Raw genomic sequence first — 15,921 nt, forward strand, 5'->3', positions numbered from 1 at the left:
ATGCAACGTGACCTATCGCCGATGTATGGGAAGGGACGCGCCCCGCGGCTCCGCGGCTCCGGTCCTTCCCGGCACGGTGGCGGCGTCGACGAGCCGTGCGACCAGCTGCTCGTAGGGCAGCCCGGCCGCGGCGAACATTCTGGGCACCTGGGACTCGGCCGTCATTCCCGGCATGGTGTTGACCTCGTTGAGGACGGGCCCGTGGCGGGTGAGGAAGAAGTCGATGCGGGCGACGCCGGCGCAGCCGAGCGCGTCGAACATCCGCAGCGCCGCCCCGGTCAGGGCCGCGCGGTCTGCGGCGTCGATGTCCGCGGGGACGCTGAACCGGGCCGAACCGTCGTACTTCGACCGGGTGTCGAACAGCCCGTCGGTGTGGATCTCCAGCGGCGGAGCCGCCCATCGGCGGCCGCCGGCCTCGCGCAGGACGGCCACGTCGATCTCGCGGCCCGCGACGACGTCCTCGATCAGGATCCGGTCGTCGAACCGCGCCGCGCGGCGCAGCGCCTCCCGCAGCTGGGCGGCGTCGCGTGCCAGGGCGACGCCGAAACTCGACCCCGCCGAGGCCGGTTTCACCACGACGCCGGTCTCGAACTCGACGCCGGCGATCTCCGCCGCCGTGACCAGGCGGCCGGGGGCGGTGCGGATGCCGGCGTCCTCCGCCACGAGCTTGGTCGTCCACTTGTCCATGGCGAGCGCGCCGGCGCGCAGGTCCGAGCCGGCCATCGGCGTGTGCGCCAGGGCGCACAGCGCCGCGAGGGTGCCGTCCTCGCCGGACGGGCCGTGGACCGCGGGGAAGACGACGTCGGCGCGTTCGATGACGCGCAGTGCCGCCGCCAGGGAAGGGATGGTCCCTGTGCCGAGCGCGTCGGTTCCGTGCCGCCATGTGCCGTCGCGGTCGATGGTCAGCTCGTCGACGTCGAACCCGCCGGAGCACAGCGCCTTCGCCACCGCCGCGGCGGTGGCGAGCGAGACGTCGTGCTCGGCGTTCTGCCCGCCGCCGATCACCGCGATTCGCCGCGTCATGCAGCCCTCCTCTTCATGTGGTGCTCCGTTTCACGCGCGGCCCGATGCCGGTGACGATGGTGTGCGGAATGGTCCCGGCCCAGCGCGCCCAGTCCCCGATGGTCGGGGTCGCGCCGCCGTCCGGGCCGAACACGGTCGCGGACGTGCCGGGCGGGAAGGCCACGGCTCCGGTGTCGATCACGATCTGGTCCATCGAGACGCGTCCGGCGAGCGGGAACCGGCGCCCGCCGATCTCGACACCGGCCTGGGGCGAGCACTCGCGCGGGATCCCGTCCGCGTATCCGATGGGCAGGACGCTCAGATGGGTGGCCCGATCGGTGACGTAGGCACCGGCGTAGCCGACCGGCGTTCCCGCCGGGACCTCCGACGTGTGGACGATCGGTGCCGTCAGACGGGACGCGCCGTGCATCTCCACCGTCCCGGAAGGATCGATGCCGACCAGCCCGGCCCCGACGCGGACCATGCCGAAATGGGTCGCCGGATCGGTCAGCGCCCCCGACGTGGCCGCGAGATGGGCCGGCGGCGAGCCGAGCCCCGCCGCCCGGACCGCCCGCCGTGCCTCCCGCATACCGGCGACCGCCCCCGCGTTCGCCACCGGATCGGCCTGGTCGGACAGTGCGAGATGCCCCATCACGCCCACGACGTGGATCCTCCGAGCCCGCTGGCCGCGCTGAGCCAGGCCGATCAGGTCGTCCCAGGCCGCGCGGGGGCACCCGCCACGGGCCATGCCCGTGTCCATGTGGAGATGGACCCGCACCGTCGGCGCGGTCTGCGCGAGCAGTGCGTCGAGCTCGTCCACCGATCCGACGGCGACATCGACCTCGGCGGCCACCGCCGCCTGGGCATCGATCCCGGACGGGTGCAGCCACGTGAGGATCGGCACCGCCAGGCCGGCGGCGCGCAACTCCGAAGCCTCCGCGACGCTCGTCGTCCCGAGCCAGCCGGCACCGGCGGCAACGGCGGCCCTCGCGACGCTGACGGCGCCGTGGCCGTAACCGTCGGCCTTGACCACGGCCATGATCGTGCTCTGGGTCCGGGTACGGACCCTGGCCACGTTCGCGGTCACCGCCACGGGCAGCGTCTGCAACGTCGGCGGCCGGAAAGTGCCTGAACGTCGCTCAGGCGCGACCGAGACACGGCTCACGGCCGTATCCCCCGGCCTTCGCACAGCCACGGGCGGGCGTCTACGGCGTCGGGACGCGTTACGTCAGGCCACGTCTCGTTGCCATACGTCTGGGGCTGCCCGTACTCGGCGCCGTGCCCGTACAGCCAGCTCGCCGCGTCCGGATGCGGCAGCCGGACCGGCTCCACCGTGCGGTACTCGAAATGCCACCACTCGTTGTCGTAGACGCGGTAGAGCCCGTACCGGCCGCCGTGCCGTTCGAGCCATCGCGCGCCCTCGGTCGGCCGGACGTCGAGCGCGAGCCCCCGCACATGGCCCGACTCCTCCGGCGGCAGCACCCGGCGCCGGGCCGCGGACACCGAGCCGGTGCGCCGCACCTCCGCCAGGAAGATCCGGCGCTGCTCCGCCGGGTCGCGATATCCCGAGGTCAGGCCGATCAGCTGCCCGTCGCGCCAGAACGCCTCGGCCCGCGCGTGCGTGAACGCCGCCAGCGTCTCCGGCGCCAGCCCGCGGAGATCCTCGGCGGGGAAGCGCAGGCTCAATGCCCACTGGCAGGCCAGGAAGCGGGCCCGGCCCGGTGCGCGGCAGAAGGCGATCGGCACCAGCATGATCGCGACGAGCCGGGTGACGGCCGCGAGAACGCGCACTTTGATCGCCGGGCGTGGCGGTGACACTGATGCGCTGTGGTCCATGCCTCCACTGAAGACGGGAGGCCGTTGCCGAGGCGTATGCGATTTTCGATATGCCCGCGATACGCGCCTGGCGGCGCGATGTGTGACGGCTGTGCGGGGCTCCCGGGGCGCTTACCCGGCGGTGGTGGTCATGTGTCGTACAGGCCGTCCCAGGGAGGGCCGAATCCGAGTCCTTCCGGGTACAGCTCCGCCCAGTTTCGGCGGCCCCGCCGCCTCTCGACCACCAGGCCGAACACGATCTCGTCGACCTCGACCTGGAAGGGGCGCACCGCGACGTCTCCGTATGCGCGCTCTGGAAGGTCGTGCAGCCATTCCTGGAGCTTGGCCTCCGCGCGCTCTATCGCGTCTCGGCGGTCCTTCTTGTTGGTGCCCGCGAGCCAGATCTCCGACCCGCTGTGAAAGCCGCCGGCGTCGAATGTGTGGAGGATGGCGTACCAGCGGATCTGGGTCTGCCAGTCCGCGCCGGGCTCGTGGCCCTTGGGGTAGGCACCGGACACGGAGGCGAGGAACTGCCCGTCCCGGTACCTGCCGATCGTGTCGGTGCGGTACTCGGGTTCATGCTTGATCGGGATCACGTCCGGTACTGCCATGGCCGCACTGTAACCGCCCGCAGGCGGCAGTCTCGTTTACAGGGCTCGGTCCAGGGGTTCGGTCAGGGCTACTGGGGCGACGATGAGGTGGGTGAAGCGCCAGCCGTTCTCGGTGCGGCGCGCCTTGTAGTGGTGGACGCCGGCCGCGAGGGCCTCGGTCTTGTCGTCGATGACGAACACCGCGATGTCGTGGGCCCGCACCGTGGCGGTGTCGCCGTCGATCTCGATGACGAGATTGGACTTGCTGTGCAGGGTGCGGACGTATGTGTCGTGGCCCGCCCGCACGAGTTCGACGAGCGCCGCGATGCCGCGCGCCTCGCCGCGCGGGGAGGTGACGGCGACGTCCTCGGTGAAGAGCCGGTCCGTCTCGCCGTAGCGGCCCTCGTCGATCCACAGGCTGTGGCGAGCGACCAGGTCGGTGAGTTCGGCGCGGTCGGCGAGCTCGCGGACGAGGGTTTCAGTGCTGGTCATGGTGGTCTCCTGGTCTTCGCTGTGGAGCTATTCGTTTGGGCCACGAACGTTCGTGCCACTAACGAAGGTAGACTGTTAGTCGCACGAACGCAAGAGGTGGAGGAGATCCCCATGAGCTCGACGCCCGAACCGGCCCCGGCTCGGCTGCGCGCCATCCCCAGCCGCCTGATCGCCGGGGCCGCGGCCGTCGCCGACCGGCTCGTCAGCGAGCGCCTGGCCGCCGAGGGCGCGCGCAAATGGCACTTCGCCGCGCTGGTCGCGCTGGCCGAGGCGGGCGCCGCCAGCCAGGCGGAACTCAGCCGCCGCACCGGCATCTACCGCAGCGACATGGTCGCCGTCCTCAACGAGCTCGCCGACGCCGGCTTTATCCGCCGCGCACCCGACCCCGCCGACCGGCGCCGCAACGTCATCACGCTCACCCCGGCCGGGCACCGCCGCCTGGAGCGCCTCGACGCACTGGTCACCGCGGCCCAGCGCGAGCTCCTCGCTCCCCTGACGCCCGGCCAGCGGGACGAACTCACGCGCCTGCTCACCGTCCTGACCGAGCACCACCAGCCGTTGCACCCCCGCCCGCACGACGCGAAATAGCCCGCCCGTCGGTAGCATCGGCGCACATGACCGCAGAGTCGCCGACGCAGACCGTGCAACGCATGCTCACGCTGCTCACCGAGGCCGGGCCCGCGGAGGCCGCGGCGCTGTTCGCCGACTCGGTGTCGTTCTCGATCCCGCATCCGCCGGGCATTCCGTGGGTGCCGGAGGTCGGCTCGGCGGACGGCATGCGGGCATTCTTCGAGCTGCTGGGCACCCATGTGCGGGGCAAGGAATTCGAGCTGCGTCAGATCGTCGCCGAGGGCGACGACGTGATCCTCCTCGGACGCATGGTCTCCGAGGTCAAGAAGACCGGCCGGGAAATCGACACCGCGTTCGCCTTGCACACCACGGTCCAGAACGGGCGGATCACGCGCTATCACCTCTACGAGGACACCTACGCCGTCGCAAAGGCGTACTTCGGCGACTGATCGCGCGAGGGGCGCCGGGAATGCGGGGAATGCGGGCCGGAATGGCGGGCTTCGCCGTCAGGCTCGGCCGAGGACGCAGAACTCGTTGCCCTCCGGATCGGCCATTACCGTCCACGGAACGTCGCCCTGGCCGACGTCGGCGAGCGCGGCGCCCAGTGACCGGAGCCGGGTCACCTCCGCCTCCTTGCCGTCGAAGGGCTGCGGCAGCAGGTCGAGATGGGTGCGGTGCCACCCGGTCCGCTCGCCGGACGTGCGGCGGAACTCCAGATACGGTCCGGTGCCCGCGGCCGAACGCAGCAGCGCGTGATCGTCGGTCACCTCGTGGAGGGTCCAGTCCAGCGCCTCGTCCCAGAACCGGGCCATGGCCCGCGGGTCGGCGCAGTCGACCACGACCGCGGCGATCGGCCCGGTGTCCCGGTAGATCTCCCGGGGTTCCAGCACACGGAACATGTTGCCTTCTGGGTCGGCCAGTTCCGTCCACGGGACGTCGTCCCGCTCCTCGCCGGCGGGCGTCGCGCCGAGTTCCTTCAGGCGCGTGACCAGCTCAGCCTGGTGGGCCTCGGAGGTGGTGGCGAGGTCGAGGTGCGCGCGGTACCGCACGGTCTCCGGGTTCGGGACGGCGACGAAATCGATGTAGAAGGCGGCGGGATCCGGCCAGCTGAAGCCGGCGGGTTCGAGGTTGGTCACGCCCGGCGCCTCGCTGGACATGCCCCAGCCGAGCGCGTCCGCCCAGAACCGGCCGAGGGCCGCGTCGTCCTGAGCCTTGATGTTCACCTGAACCAGTCGGAGCGCCATACCTGCTGATCATAGGACCAGGGGCGGGAGCCGCCGGTGGCTGTCCGGGTCAGCGGTGTCGTTCGGCTATCTTCATTGCCCAGTTGTAGAACGTTTTCGGGTCGCCGAGGGCATTTTGCAGGCCGGGCGGGACGATGGGGGCATTGGCTGCGTTGAGTAGGTCGAAAAGGCTGAGGTCGGCCCATTCCCAGACCATGGCGTCGAAGTTGTAGGCGTGCATGAGCGGGGTGAGGCGTTCCCGGATGCGGGCGACTTCTTCCGGAGAGAATCCGGCTTCGCCCAAGCGGAGAACGGTCGCGCGTTCATCTTCGGGGTCGAAACGGGTGTCCAGGAAGGGTTCCAGGAGGTCGCTCCAGGTATCGGGGCGGGTTTTCCGGACGATCCCGTGGCGATGGCAGAACTGTTCGAGGTCGGTCTGCTGCCGTTTGGGGATGAACAGCGTCTCGCCGCTGATGGTTCGTATTTCGGGCCTGATGGCCTTCCAGTCGGCATCGCGGATCTGGGCGGGCGTGACCATTCCGAAAGGGTGGACGGTCGCGCCGCGAAAGTCGTAGCGCAGGAAGCAGATGTGATCCTCGGCGAAGCTGACCTCCATCGGTTCAGGGTGGTCGCCCGGGGGTGTGCGGGGAAGGTCGGCGCGTTGTGAGATTCGCCGCTCCGGACCGCCGTGACACTTCCGCGTGTCCGGCACGCCACGTAGGGTGCCCCCGACGACGTGCGGGAGGCCCAGGCGAATGGACGCGGCGCAAGCGATTTCCTTGGTGGTCGACTGGATCCGGTCGCGCGGGCTGGACTACCCCACGGCCGGGCTGACGGCGGATCGCTTTGCGGGCGGGTGGAGCGTGTACGCGCCGGTGGAGGTCGACGAGAGCGACCCCATGGCCTTTCTGGAGATGCCGGTCGGACGTTCGGTGTTCCTCGTGGGCGATTCCGGCCGCATCGAGGAGGTGTCGTCCTCGGTTCCGCCGCATTACGCCGAAGACGAGTTCACCGCGCGGGAACGTGCCACACAGGAAGGTGCCGCACCGGGCGGAACGGGCGCCGACGCCTATATGGCCGAGTTCGCGCAATGGCTTGAGCAGGCGGAATCGTCCGGCGAAGCGGCCATCAGCGGGTTCACCATCGTCGGTTCCGGTTCCGGTTCCGGTTCCGGTTCCGGTTCCGGCGCCGGCCACGGCTCCGGGACCGATGAAGTGCTCGCCGCCGAGGCGTCGCGGCTGATCGAGCCGATCGTGCAGCAGCTGGCGCTGCTCGGTCCGCCCGCATGGGAGTGGCTGTGGGCGGAATTCGCGTTCACGGTGTCCGCAGAAATCGCCCACCTGCGGTTCTCGTCCTACCATCGGTCGGTCGTCGTTCCGGTTCCGGAACCGGTGGCCGCGCTCGTCCGCGAACAGCGGCATGTCGCGGCGGGAATGTCGGCCGGGCCGTGGTGGCGGCTGCTGCTGACCGTCACCAACCGCGGCGAGACGACCGTGAACTACGACTACGGCGACGGCCCTTTCCCGCACGACCAATTGCTGGCGCCCGAGCATTATCAGAACGACCTGGACGCGTATCCGCGTCCGCGCGTACCGGCGTGGCTCGCGCGATACATCGACGGGCCCGACGCGTAAGTCCTCATTCGGGGCCGGCCGGTGTCAGGGGTGAGGGGCGCCGCCGTTCCGTCCGGAGAAAGCGCAGGACGACGAAACCGCTGAGCGCGACGGCCACGGTCAGCACGACCGCCTGCCCGATCGTCGTGATCCGCTCGTTCCGGCCGGGCGGGAGCACGACCATCTGGACGGCGGCGCCGGCGGGTACGGTCAGTCGCGCGAGAAGACCCGTCCATCCGGGGAGTTTGACGCACGCGCCTATCGCCCCCAGGGGCGCGCCCAAGACGACGGAGGCGACCCACCAGATAGGTGATTCGGACTCGTACCAGGGATAGGTGGCCTCATTGCGAATGGTGTCCGCAAGGCCGTAGGCGCCCGTGGCCGCCAGCAAGGCCAGAACGCCCGCGACGGCACCATGGGACAGAGCGGTGGGACGGCTCTCGGTGGCGCGGCTGACCAGCCACCCTATGGCGACCGCCGCCCCCGCCCAGGCCCAGCCGGAGTCCAGCAGCACGCTGGCGATCTCCACGGGCGACGCCCCGTCGGTCGTGGCGCTCCGGCTTTCGAAGTCGGCGTAGTGATCGGAGACGCCGTTGACCAGGGAGGTCAGCGCGCCGAACGCCGCCCCGGCCAGCAGCGCGCTCGCCAGCACCTTCACGAGCCGAGTCGTAGTCGTGGGCGGACGCTCTGGTTGCCGGTCATCGGTCACGGATGCCCCCATGTGCGTGATCAGTGATCATTATCGCGCGATCGCTAGGGGTGCGCCCGCCCTGCGGCGAGAAGGCGAGAAGGCGAGGAAGAGAGGAAGGAGGGCGGCCCGGGAGCGATTCCCGTCCCGGGCCGCCGGACGGTCATGCGGGTCGCGGTTGCCAGCCGTCGCGGTAGCGGACGCCGTCGCGGCCGAGCCGGACCTCGTCGTGCCACGTCCCGGGGACCGGCTCGGTCTGGATCAGGTCGGGGCGGTCGGCCACGACGCACACCTCCTCGCCGGGCCACCACCACCCGCACGAGCGCGCCACCGTGGCCCAATGGCCGAGGTGGTCGAGCTGGGGCGGGTCGTAGCGCGCCAGGCCGAGCCGGTGCAGGACGTCGTAGTAGGCGATCCACGCCGCGTCCTGCTGCCCGTACCAGCACACCGGCACGGGCCCTCGGACGGTCAGCGCGGTGCGGACGGGAAAGCGGAACCCGTGAGCGAGGCTCCGGTGCAGGGCATTGTGAACGCCCCGATGCAGGACGACGTTGAGCGGTACACCTGCGCGGAGTGCCTCCACGGGCGGCAGGTAGGGCCAGCGTCCACCGTTCTTGCCCTTCCGCGCCGGAGCCAGCTCCGGATCGACGTAGTCGACCCGGGCGCTGAGCGCGCCGCGGAGCCTGGACGCGACCATTGCGAGATCGCCGGCCACCCGAGACTGCCCCGTCGCGCACGGGTTCCTGACCTGCAGGTAGAGCTCGTCCAGCGTGGGCAGGCCCGCGACCAGCGGGATCGCCTGAGCCGGAGAGTCGACCCAAACGAACCGGGGCCGTGGACGGGACATTCGTGCGTAGATCGCGGTCAGGCCGCGTTCGGTGGCCTCCCGGTCTGCGGGTTCCGTGGACAGGCCATGGTCCAGCCATTCCTGCCGGATCTTGACTGCTTCCCGCCACCGGTCGTGAACATTCTTGCCGCGGAGATTCGCCGCGGGCTGCTGAGCGGCGTCGTCGCGCCGCGTGGGCGCGGTCAACGCGCCGGGGCGTCGCCGCCCTTCCGGTTGGAGATCATGCTCCGATGATGGCCTGTGCGCCGCCGTCCGCGCAACCGCCAAAGCCCCGCGGGTGGGCCCGTACGTGGTCGTGCGCGCGTACGGGCCCGGGCCGGATGGGGAGAGGAGCCGCCGGTCAGAAGGTGAGGCTCCAGGCGTCGATGTAGCCGCTGTCGTTGGCCTCCAGGTCGGTGACCCGCAGTTTCCAGACGCCGTTTGCGGTCTCGGCCGACGCGTCGACGGCGTCGGTCTCGTGGACGATGTCGGCGTCGTCGCCGGCGGCCTGGTCGCGGAGCCGGTAGGCGCGGCCGCTCGGCCCGATGAGGTCGATCTGCAGGTCGCCGCGCCAGGTGTGGTGGATGTCCTGGTAGATCGACAGCGACCGCGGGGCGTTGCCCGGGATCCCGCTGACCGTGATGGACGACTCCGCCGTGCCCTGGTCCGGGATATCGACGTTCGTCGCGTTCTCGAAGGTCCTTCCGGGATCGCCTCCGCCGCCGTGGTTGACGAGGTTGCAGCAGACGTTGCGGTAGATACGGGTGCCGGCCCGCTCGGCGTAGCCGGTGTAGGCCGACGCGCCCTCCCACCAGGTCCAGCCCCCAATGGTCTTGCCCTGGACGGCGACCGGTGTGTTCCCGTCCGAGCCCGACCACAGCGTCCAGTGGGTGTGGTCGCCGTTCGCCGAGCCGCCGCACGGAAGCTCCTCGGCGATGCGGCCGAGGTACTCGCCCAGGTTCACCTGGCTTCCGCTGGCCTTCCCGGTGGTGTCGCGCAGGTGGTAGTAGCCGGTGGTGTAGCCGTTGTCGTGCATCACGGTGATGTAGGGCCAGCGTCCGCCGCTGGTGCAGTGCCGGTACATGGTTCCGGCGCGGGAGGCGAGCACGTTGCCGTCGCCGCCGTAGAAGTCGATCGAGTTGTACGGGCGGGACTGGCCGCTGTTGCCGTGCACGCCCCAGTGCGCCCATCCCATGCCCTGCCGCCACGGCAGCGAGAGGCCGGTGTCGGCGGTGAGGGCCCGCGGCTGGACGGTCCGCGCGAACGGGCCGCGTTCGCCGTCCTTGACGACCGACGCCGGGGCCTGGTGGGACAGGGCGGCGAAGTCCGGTGTGCCCTGGAGCCCGACCTTCCAGGCGCCGCCCGCCAGCCTGGCCACGAAGAGGGAGGTCACGGGGGCGGTCTCGATGCCCTTGGGGATCAGGAAGACCGAGCTGCCGAACGTCCACGCCCGGTCGGACGACCAGCGCTGCGGCTCCACGAGCGTCCGGAGGGAGGAGCCGGCGGCGACGCCGTAGGAGGCTCTGGCCTTGGCGCCGAGCTGGTGCCGCATGGCCGCGGTCACGGCCTGCGTGAGATCCGCGGCGGCGGACGACGTCGCACCGGCGGGCGCCGCCGCGGCACCGGCGGCCGGCTGCGCGGCACCGGCGGGTGCGGGCATCGCGAGGAGGGCGGCGAGCGTGACCGTCGCGCAGAGGGCCGCCCGTCTGTGATGGAACACGTTTACTCCTTGGATCGAGGGACCGGCGGCGTGCCCCCGGACACCGCCGCGCCGTAGATTGCGCCCGGCGAAACGGGACGGGCAAGGCGAGGTCGGCACCGTGCGGCAAAACTCTGAATATTCAGTTCAAAACGCTGAAAGCCCGCCGCGCCCGGTCCTGATCGGCACGGCGTCGGCGCTGGTGAAGGGCGGCGCGACCGCCGCCGCCCCGCCGGTCCCCCGCGAACGGCAAGGCAGCGCGGGGCCCGGGAGTTGAATCTTTAGAATCATGAGGAGCCGGGCCTCCGCGCGTCGCGGCGCGGCCGGGCCCCCAGGCGGCGCGACCTCGCGGATCACCCCTGGACGGGCCGCCACCGCTCCAGTACGTTCGGCGTTGCTCTCAGCCCTTGACGGCGGACGGCCCCGTCACGACGCCCGGTCACGATGCCGGTCTCGTGACCGCCGGATCGCCGGGCAGGCGGCAGGATGACGCTGTCAGGAGGACCCACGATGGCGGACTCGTTCGATCACGCGTTGCGCGGGGCGATCCGGGCGCGGGGGCTGAGCCTGGAGCGGTTGCACGTCAAGCTGGCCGAGCGGGGCATCCACGTGAGCATGGCGAGCCTGAGCAACTGGCAGCGCGGGCGGTGCCGTCCGGAACGTTCCCAGTCGCTGCGCGCCGTCCGCGCCCTCGAAGAGATCCTCGACCTGGCGCCCTACTCCCTGGCCGCGCTGCTGGGCCCGCGGCGCCCGCGCGGCCGGTGGGTCCGGGCGGTGCACGGAGGGCTGTCGTACCGGGACGTCTGCGAGGTGCACTCCAAGGTCGACAGGCTGCTCGGGCAGATCCACAACCCGCTGGACGGTCAGCTGCGGTGGGTCAACTGCACGGAGACCGTCAGCGTCGGCGCCAAGCGCGACGAGCGGTCGGTGCGGACCCAGGTGGTGTTCCAGGCGCGCACCGACGGCGTCGACCGGCATATCGCCGTGTACTACTGCGAGAACGACATGCTGCCCGACATCCGCCGGACGTCCTACTGCCGTCTCGGCCGGGTCCGCGCCGAGGGGGGCGTCACCGCCGCGGAGCTGCTGTTCGAGCACCCGCTGCAACGCGGCGACACCTACATGGTCGAGTACGAGTTCGGCTACAGCGACGACGGGCCGGAGGCCACGTTCTACCAGCGGTGGTTCCGCTTCCCCGTGCACACCTATCTGCTGCGCGTCCAGTTCGAGCCGGACGCGCTGCCGACCCATTTCCACCGCACCTGGCAGCCCAACGTGTCGACGCCTTCGGCCGACGTGCGGGAGCTGCGGCTGTCCGGCTGGCACAGCGTCCACATGGCCGACCTGGAGGTGCGGCCGGGCGTGCACGGGATCCGCTGGGAATGGGACTGACCGTCCCGTGAGCGCCTTCCCGCCGTTCGGAAACGCCCGGCCGGAACGTGGTTCCGGCCGGGCGATCCGGGCGGGGGGCGGGGTCTGTCAGACGCCGGCCACCGAGCGGATCCAGGACCGTGCCGCCGGCACGCTCCCGTAGGTCTGCTCGGACCGGCCGTCGGCGGTGGAGGCGACGCCTACCTGCTGGTCGTTGTAGCGCTGCGGTCCGCCCGAGTCGCCGCTCCAGGCGTTACCGTTGATCTTGGTGGTGCAGATCGCCGGGCCGTAGCGGTGGTCGAGGCACGTTCCCGCGACGGACGTGACGCGGACGTCGGCGCACTTGAGCTGCTCTGAGAACTGGCCGTTGTAACTGGTACGGCCCCATCCGCAGATCTGGTTCGTCGCGCCGACGGGCGGGTCGGCGTCGGCGAGCTTGGAGTAGGCGGTCTCGTGGCCGGAGGCCAGCCGCACGAGCGCCAGGTCGCCCTTCGGCGCCACCAGGTGCTCGGTCACGCCGATGGTGGTCGCCTGCGCACGGTAGACGCTGCCGGCGCGGACCGTGAGCCCGCTGCCGACGCAGTGGGCCGCGGTGAGGACCCAGGTCGCGGCGATGACGGTGCCGGAGCAGGTGAACGACCCGTTCCGGTAGATCGAGGCCGCCCAGGGGGCCTCCGCGTCCGTCACGTGATGGCCGCCGATGATGGGCGGTGCGGCCTGAACCGCCGGGGGGCGGGGGTCGCCGGTTCCCTCAGCCGCGGCCGGGGCGGCCATTCCGACAAGCATGGCCAGTACGGCGCCGGCCAAGGGAATGGTGCGTGGGGTGGGCATGCACGACTCCTTTGCCGCGTAATGCGCAAAGCTCCTTAAAAATAGACCAGCGCCGCGCTTCTGGAGCACTTCTAGACAGGTCCAAATTTTCAGTGTGAATACTCTTGGGCTAGATACATCAAACTGAATTGATGTACCCTGGGCGACATGGAGTCGACGGAGCAGGGCCTCCCGGCCTTCGTGCGGCTGGCCGCGCATCCGGTGCGGTGGCGGCTGCTGCGCGAGCTGGCCACCGGCGACCACCGGGTCCGCGAACTGGTGGACGCGGTCGGCGAATCGCAGAACCTGGTCTCCTACCATCTGCGCCTGCTGCGCGATGGCGGGCTGGTCACCGCGCGGCGCAGCAGCTTCGACGCGCGGGACAGCTACTACCACCTTGACCTGGAGCGTTGCGCGCACGCGCTGACCGAGACCGGCGCCGCCCTGCACCCCGCCCTCGCGCCCGACCCGGCGCCGCCCGTGGCGCCCGCGCCTTCCGCGTCGACCGCGTCCGGGGGCCGTCCGGCGGTGCTGTTCACGTGCACCGGGAACAGCGCCCGCTCGCCGATCGCCGAGGCGCTCCTCGACCACCGCACCGGAGGCCGCGTCGAGGTGGCGAGCGCGGGCAGCCACCCAAAGGAGCGGCTGCATCCGGACGCCGTCCGCGTCCTGCGCGAGCGCTACGGCATCGACGTCGCCGACCGCCGTCCACGGCATCTGGACGCCCTCGCCGGACGGCGTTTCGACTACGTGATCAGCCTGTGCGACAAAGTCCGCGAGGTGTGTCCCGACTTCGGCGATCAGGCCCGGCACGTCCACTGGAGCATTCCCGATCCCGCCATTTCCGAAAGTGCCGATCGCGCAGCGGGACGCGCCGCCTTCTTCCGGGCGGCGGCGGATATCGACACGCGTGTCCGCCACCTGCTGCCGCGGCTCGTCCATCCATCACGAGAGGTCTCGCCATGACCGCACCTGACCAGCTCGCCAGCGTCCGTTACCTGGTCGACGACGTCCAGGCGGCCACCGACTTCTACACCACCCACCTGGGCTTCACGCTGCGCACCAGCGCCGGGTCCGCGTTCGCCGACGTGGTGCGGGGGCCGCTGCGGCTGCTGCTGTCCGGGCCCGCCAGTTCCGGTGCCCGCGCCACGCCCGAGCCCGCCGTCCCCGGCCGCAACCGCATCCATCTCATGGTCGACGACCTCGACGCCGAGATCGACCGGCTCCGCGCCGCCGGGCTGGCGTTCAACGGCGACGTCGTCAGCGGCCCGGGCGGCCGGCAGATCCTGCTCACCGACCCCGCCGGCAACCTCATCGAGCTCTTCCAGCCCGCTGATCGGCCCGCGGCCCAACCGCCCGCGTCCCGTCCCGCGTAGCGGCTGACCTGGGCTCGGGCACCGGCCACGAGCTGGAAGAATGCCCGCATGATCTCGGTTGAGGGCCTTACCAAGCGCTTCGGCCCGGTTCGTGCCGTGGACGGGCTGACCTTCACCGCCCGTCCGGGCATGGTCACCGGATTTCTCGGGCCGAACGGCGCTGGAAAAACGACGACGCTGCGGATGCTGCTCGGGCTCGTGACGCCCACCTCGGGCCGGGCCCTGATCAACGGCAGCCCGTATTCGGGGCTGGACCGTCCGGTCACCGAGGTCGGTGCCGCGCTGGAGGCGACGGGGTTCCATCCCGGCCGCAGCGCCCGCGACCATCTGCGGATCGCCTGCACCGCCGCCGGGCTCCCCAAGCAGCGGGTGGACGCCGTCCTGGAGCTGACGGGGCTGACCGGCGCCGCCGACCGCAGGGTGATCGGCTACTCGCTCGGCATGCGGCAGCGGCTCGCGCTGGCCACCGCCATCCTCGGCGAACCCCGGGTCCTCATCCTGGACGAGCCCGCCAACGGCCTCGACCCGGCGGGCGTGCACTGGCTGCGCTCGCTGCTGCGGCACCTGGCGGAGGACGGCCGCACCGTCCTGGTCTCCAGCCATGTGCTCCCCGAGGTCGAGCAGACCGCCGACCACGTCGTGATCGTCGCGCAGGGCAAGCTGGTGCGGGACGCGCCGCTGGCCGAGCTGGTCGGCGCGGACGGCGAGCTCCGGGTCCGGACGGCGCAGGCCGGGGAGCTGGCCGTCGCGCTGGAGAACGCGGGCGGTCAGGTCCGGCGCGAGGACGACCGGCTGTGGGTGACCGGCCTCGAACCGGAGGACGTCGGGCGCGCCGCCCTGGACACGCGGGCGGTGCTCACCGAGCTCACCAGCGAGCGCTCCGCACTGGAAAAGATCTTCCTGGAGCTCACGATGGCGGAACTGGACGGCCCGCCCCCGCCCGCGGGGGCAGGCCCGGGAGACGCGGGCTCGGAGTCGGCGGGAGACGTGGCCTCGGCGGCGGTCGGCGCGGCGGCGGCGGAGAAGGGCGGGCAGGCATGATCAACCTGGTCAGGGCGGAGCTGCTGAAGATCCGCTCCACCCGGATGTGGATCGGCATGCTGGCGCTGAGCCTGGGCTTCAGCCTCATGGGCCTCGCCGTGTACGTGGCGCTGGCCGGGGTCGAGATGGACGGGGACATGGCGATCGCGCCCGTCACCGAGCCGTCGACGGTCCGGGCGTTCTACGCGAGCGCGAGCGGCGGCGTCCTGTTCATGATGATCCTCGGCATCATGGGGATCACCACCGAGTACCGGCACCAGACGATCAGCGGGACGTTCCTGGTCACGCCCGTCCGCGGCCGGGTGCTGGCGGCCAAGCTGATCTCCTACTTCCTGTTCGGCGCCGGGTTCGGGCTGGCGACGGTGCTGGTCACGGTGGCGGTGGCGCTGCCCGCGCTGGCGATCAAGGGCGGCTCGACCTCGCTGCTGGACCATGACGTCCCGCTGATCCTGGGCGGCACCGTCCTGGCGATGGCGCTGTACGCGCTGGTCGGGCTGGGGCTGGGCGCGCTGATCCGGAACCAGATCGCGGCGATCATCGTCGCGGTGGGCTGGGTGCAGCTGGTCGAGGGCATCCTCACCGTCGCGCTGCCGGAGGTCGGGCAGTGGCTGCCCGCCGGGGCGGTGCGGGCGATCACGCTGACCACCTCGGCGTTCGGCGGGTCGGGCGGGCTGGACACGCTGCCCGCCTGGGGCGGGGTGCTGCTGCTGGTCGGGTACGGGCTGGCGTTCGCGGCCGTCGCCACCGTCACGACCGTCCGCCGCGACATCACATAAGCGGTGCGTTTCCGCCCTTTCCGGTTGCG

At 71.4% G+C, this 15,921-nt stretch carries 19 protein-coding genes; 8 read left to right on the plus strand and 11 right to left on the minus strand.

Annotation, left to right across the window (positions count from 1 at the left end; all coding sequences use genetic code 11):
* Positions 1-12: 12 nt before the first annotated feature.
* The 5 genes from ACH34S_RS02555 to ACH34S_RS02575 form a co-directional block, all read right to left on the minus strand.
* Positions 13-1,023 carry a D-alanine--D-alanine ligase gene (locus tag ACH34S_RS02555; protein ID WP_395950715.1) on the minus strand — a complete coding sequence of 337 codons (1,011 nt, stop codon included), beginning with the start codon at positions 1,021-1,023 and terminating at the stop codon, positions 13-15.
* A gap of 13 nt (positions 1,024-1,036) precedes the next feature.
* Positions 1,037-2,089, minus strand: a complete 1,053-nt coding sequence (gene alr, locus ACH34S_RS02560; protein ID WP_395950716.1) for an alanine racemase — start codon at positions 2,087-2,089, stop codon at positions 1,037-1,039.
* Between the two features lie 74 nt (positions 2,090-2,163).
* A complete protein-coding gene (locus ACH34S_RS02565) occupies positions 2,164-2,793 on the minus strand; it encodes a M15 family metallopeptidase (protein ID WP_395950717.1) in 630 nt (209 codons plus the stop codon).
* A 173-nt stretch (positions 2,794-2,966) separates the two neighbouring features.
* Positions 2,967-3,428: a hypothetical protein gene (locus ACH34S_RS02570; RefSeq protein WP_395950718.1), complete on the minus strand. Its 462-nt coding sequence runs from the start codon at positions 3,426-3,428 to the stop codon at positions 2,967-2,969.
* Between the two features lie 36 nt (positions 3,429-3,464).
* Entirely contained in the window at positions 3,465-3,899 is a 435-nt protein-coding gene (locus tag ACH34S_RS02575) for a nuclear transport factor 2 family protein (protein ID WP_395950719.1), read from the minus strand.
* A 111-nt stretch (positions 3,900-4,010) separates the two neighbouring features.
* Between ACH34S_RS02575 and ACH34S_RS02580 the strand changes: the two genes are divergently transcribed.
* Together ACH34S_RS02580 and ACH34S_RS02585 are read left to right on the plus strand one after the other, a co-directional pair.
* Positions 4,011-4,487 carry a MarR family winged helix-turn-helix transcriptional regulator gene (locus ACH34S_RS02580; protein WP_395950720.1) on the plus strand — a complete coding sequence of 159 codons (477 nt, stop codon included), beginning with the start codon at positions 4,011-4,013 and terminating at the stop codon, positions 4,485-4,487.
* 26 nt (positions 4,488-4,513) lie between these two features.
* Complete coding sequence (locus ACH34S_RS02585; protein ID WP_395950721.1) at positions 4,514-4,918, plus strand: nuclear transport factor 2 family protein; 405 nt, start codon at positions 4,514-4,516, stop codon at positions 4,916-4,918.
* A 57-nt stretch (positions 4,919-4,975) separates the two neighbouring features.
* Here ACH34S_RS02585 and ACH34S_RS02590 read toward each other — a convergent pair whose 3' ends face one another.
* Together ACH34S_RS02590 and ACH34S_RS02595 are read right to left on the minus strand one after the other, a co-directional pair.
* Positions 4,976-5,713, minus strand: a complete 738-nt coding sequence (locus ACH34S_RS02590) for a VOC family protein (protein WP_395950722.1) — start codon at positions 5,711-5,713, stop codon at positions 4,976-4,978.
* A gap of 49 nt (positions 5,714-5,762) precedes the next feature.
* A complete protein-coding gene (locus ACH34S_RS02595; RefSeq protein ID WP_395950723.1) occupies positions 5,763-6,308 on the minus strand; it encodes a hypothetical protein in 546 nt (181 codons plus the stop codon).
* Positions 6,309-6,447: 139 nt separating this feature from the next.
* Between ACH34S_RS02595 and ACH34S_RS02600 the strand changes: the two genes are divergently transcribed.
* Positions 6,448-7,326, plus strand: coding sequence for a hypothetical protein (locus ACH34S_RS02600; RefSeq protein ID WP_395950724.1), 879 nt, complete (start codon positions 6,448-6,450; stop codon positions 7,324-7,326).
* A gap of 4 nt (positions 7,327-7,330) precedes the next feature.
* Here the strand turns inward: ACH34S_RS02600 and ACH34S_RS02605 are convergent, their stop codons facing one another.
* The 3 genes from ACH34S_RS02605 to ACH34S_RS02615 form a co-directional block, all read right to left on the minus strand.
* A complete protein-coding gene (locus tag ACH34S_RS02605; RefSeq protein WP_395950725.1) occupies positions 7,331-7,963 on the minus strand; it encodes a hypothetical protein in 633 nt (210 codons plus the stop codon).
* A gap of 193 nt (positions 7,964-8,156) precedes the next feature.
* On the minus strand, positions 8,157-9,026 hold the full coding sequence (locus tag ACH34S_RS02610; RefSeq protein WP_395950726.1) for a DUF6745 domain-containing protein: 870 nt from the start codon (positions 9,024-9,026) through the stop codon (positions 8,157-8,159).
* A gap of 154 nt (positions 9,027-9,180) precedes the next feature.
* Positions 9,181-10,539 (minus strand): proprotein convertase P-domain-containing protein, encoded by a 1,359-nt coding sequence (locus tag ACH34S_RS02615; RefSeq protein ID WP_395950727.1) that lies wholly within the window; start codon positions 10,537-10,539, stop codon positions 9,181-9,183.
* Positions 10,540-11,028: 489 nt separating this feature from the next.
* Between ACH34S_RS02615 and ACH34S_RS02620 the strand changes: the two genes are divergently transcribed.
* A complete protein-coding gene (locus tag ACH34S_RS02620; RefSeq protein WP_395950728.1) occupies positions 11,029-11,910 on the plus strand; it encodes a multiprotein-bridging factor 1 family protein in 882 nt (293 codons plus the stop codon).
* A gap of 87 nt (positions 11,911-11,997) precedes the next feature.
* Here the strand turns inward: ACH34S_RS02620 and ACH34S_RS02625 are convergent, their stop codons facing one another.
* Entirely contained in the window at positions 11,998-12,720 is a 723-nt protein-coding gene (locus ACH34S_RS02625; RefSeq protein WP_395950729.1) for a S1 family peptidase, read from the minus strand.
* Positions 12,721-12,867: 147 nt separating this feature from the next.
* Here ACH34S_RS02625 and ACH34S_RS02630 point away from each other — a divergent pair, with 147 nt between their 5' ends.
* Genes ACH34S_RS02630 through ACH34S_RS02645 form a run of 4 tightly spaced genes read left to right on the plus strand, consistent with a single transcriptional unit; the run spans position 12,868 to position 15,892 of the window.
* Positions 12,868-13,665: a metalloregulator ArsR/SmtB family transcription factor gene (locus ACH34S_RS02630; RefSeq protein WP_395950730.1), complete on the plus strand. Its 798-nt coding sequence runs from the start codon at positions 12,868-12,870 to the stop codon at positions 13,663-13,665.
* Entirely contained in the window at positions 13,662-14,075 is a 414-nt protein-coding gene (locus ACH34S_RS02635; RefSeq protein ID WP_395950731.1) for a VOC family protein, read from the plus strand. The genes ACH34S_RS02630 and ACH34S_RS02635 overlap by 4 nt, the downstream gene beginning before the upstream one ends.
* Before the next feature lie 48 nt (positions 14,076-14,123).
* A complete protein-coding gene (locus tag ACH34S_RS02640) occupies positions 14,124-15,116 on the plus strand; it encodes an ABC transporter ATP-binding protein (RefSeq protein ID WP_395950732.1) in 993 nt (330 codons plus the stop codon).
* Positions 15,113-15,892 carry an ABC transporter permease gene (locus tag ACH34S_RS02645; RefSeq protein WP_395950733.1) on the plus strand — a complete coding sequence of 260 codons (780 nt, stop codon included), beginning with the start codon at positions 15,113-15,115 and terminating at the stop codon, positions 15,890-15,892. Before ACH34S_RS02640 ends, ACH34S_RS02645 begins: the two co-directional genes overlap by 4 nt.
* Positions 15,893-15,921 lie beyond the last annotated feature (29 nt).

It is taken from the genome of Actinomadura sp. 3N508 (assembly GCF_044326375.1).
In the GTDB taxonomy this organism is placed as follows: domain Bacteria; phylum Actinomycetota; class Actinomycetes; order Streptosporangiales; family Streptosporangiaceae; genus Spirillospora.

Excerpts from the sequence above, each read along its gene's own strand:
- ACH34S_RS02555 (WP_395950715.1), bottom strand. The coding sequence starts at position 1,023 with ATGACGCGGCGAATCGCGGTGATCGGCGGCGGGCAGAACGCCGAGCAC.
- ACH34S_RS02570 (WP_395950718.1), bottom strand. The coding sequence starts at position 3,428 with ATGGCAGTACCGGACGTGATCCCGATCAAGCATGAACCCGAGTACCGC.
- ACH34S_RS02575 (WP_395950719.1), bottom strand. The coding sequence starts at position 3,899 with ATGACCAGCACTGAAACCCTCGTCCGCGAGCTCGCCGACCGCGCCGAA.
- ACH34S_RS02580 (WP_395950720.1), top strand. The coding sequence starts at position 4,011 with ATGAGCTCGACGCCCGAACCGGCCCCGGCTCGGCTGCGCGCCATCCCC.
- ACH34S_RS02585 (WP_395950721.1), top strand. The coding sequence starts at position 4,514 with ATGACCGCAGAGTCGCCGACGCAGACCGTGCAACGCATGCTCACGCTG.
- ACH34S_RS02590 (WP_395950722.1), bottom strand. The coding sequence starts at position 5,713 with ATGGCGCTCCGACTGGTTCAGGTGAACATCAAGGCTCAGGACGACGCG.
- ACH34S_RS02595 (WP_395950723.1), bottom strand. The coding sequence starts at position 6,308 with ATGGAGGTCAGCTTCGCCGAGGATCACATCTGCTTCCTGCGCTACGAC.
- ACH34S_RS02600 (WP_395950724.1), top strand. The coding sequence starts at position 6,448 with ATGGACGCGGCGCAAGCGATTTCCTTGGTGGTCGACTGGATCCGGTCG.
- ACH34S_RS02620 (WP_395950728.1), top strand. The coding sequence starts at position 11,029 with ATGGCGGACTCGTTCGATCACGCGTTGCGCGGGGCGATCCGGGCGCGG.
- ACH34S_RS02625 (WP_395950729.1), bottom strand. The coding sequence starts at position 12,720 with ATGCCCACCCCACGCACCATTCCCTTGGCCGGCGCCGTACTGGCCATG.
- ACH34S_RS02630 (WP_395950730.1), top strand. The coding sequence starts at position 12,868 with ATGGAGTCGACGGAGCAGGGCCTCCCGGCCTTCGTGCGGCTGGCCGCG.
- ACH34S_RS02635 (WP_395950731.1), top strand. The coding sequence starts at position 13,662 with ATGACCGCACCTGACCAGCTCGCCAGCGTCCGTTACCTGGTCGACGAC.
- ACH34S_RS02640 (WP_395950732.1), top strand. The coding sequence starts at position 14,124 with ATGATCTCGGTTGAGGGCCTTACCAAGCGCTTCGGCCCGGTTCGTGCC.
- ACH34S_RS02645 (WP_395950733.1), top strand. The coding sequence starts at position 15,113 with ATGATCAACCTGGTCAGGGCGGAGCTGCTGAAGATCCGCTCCACCCGG.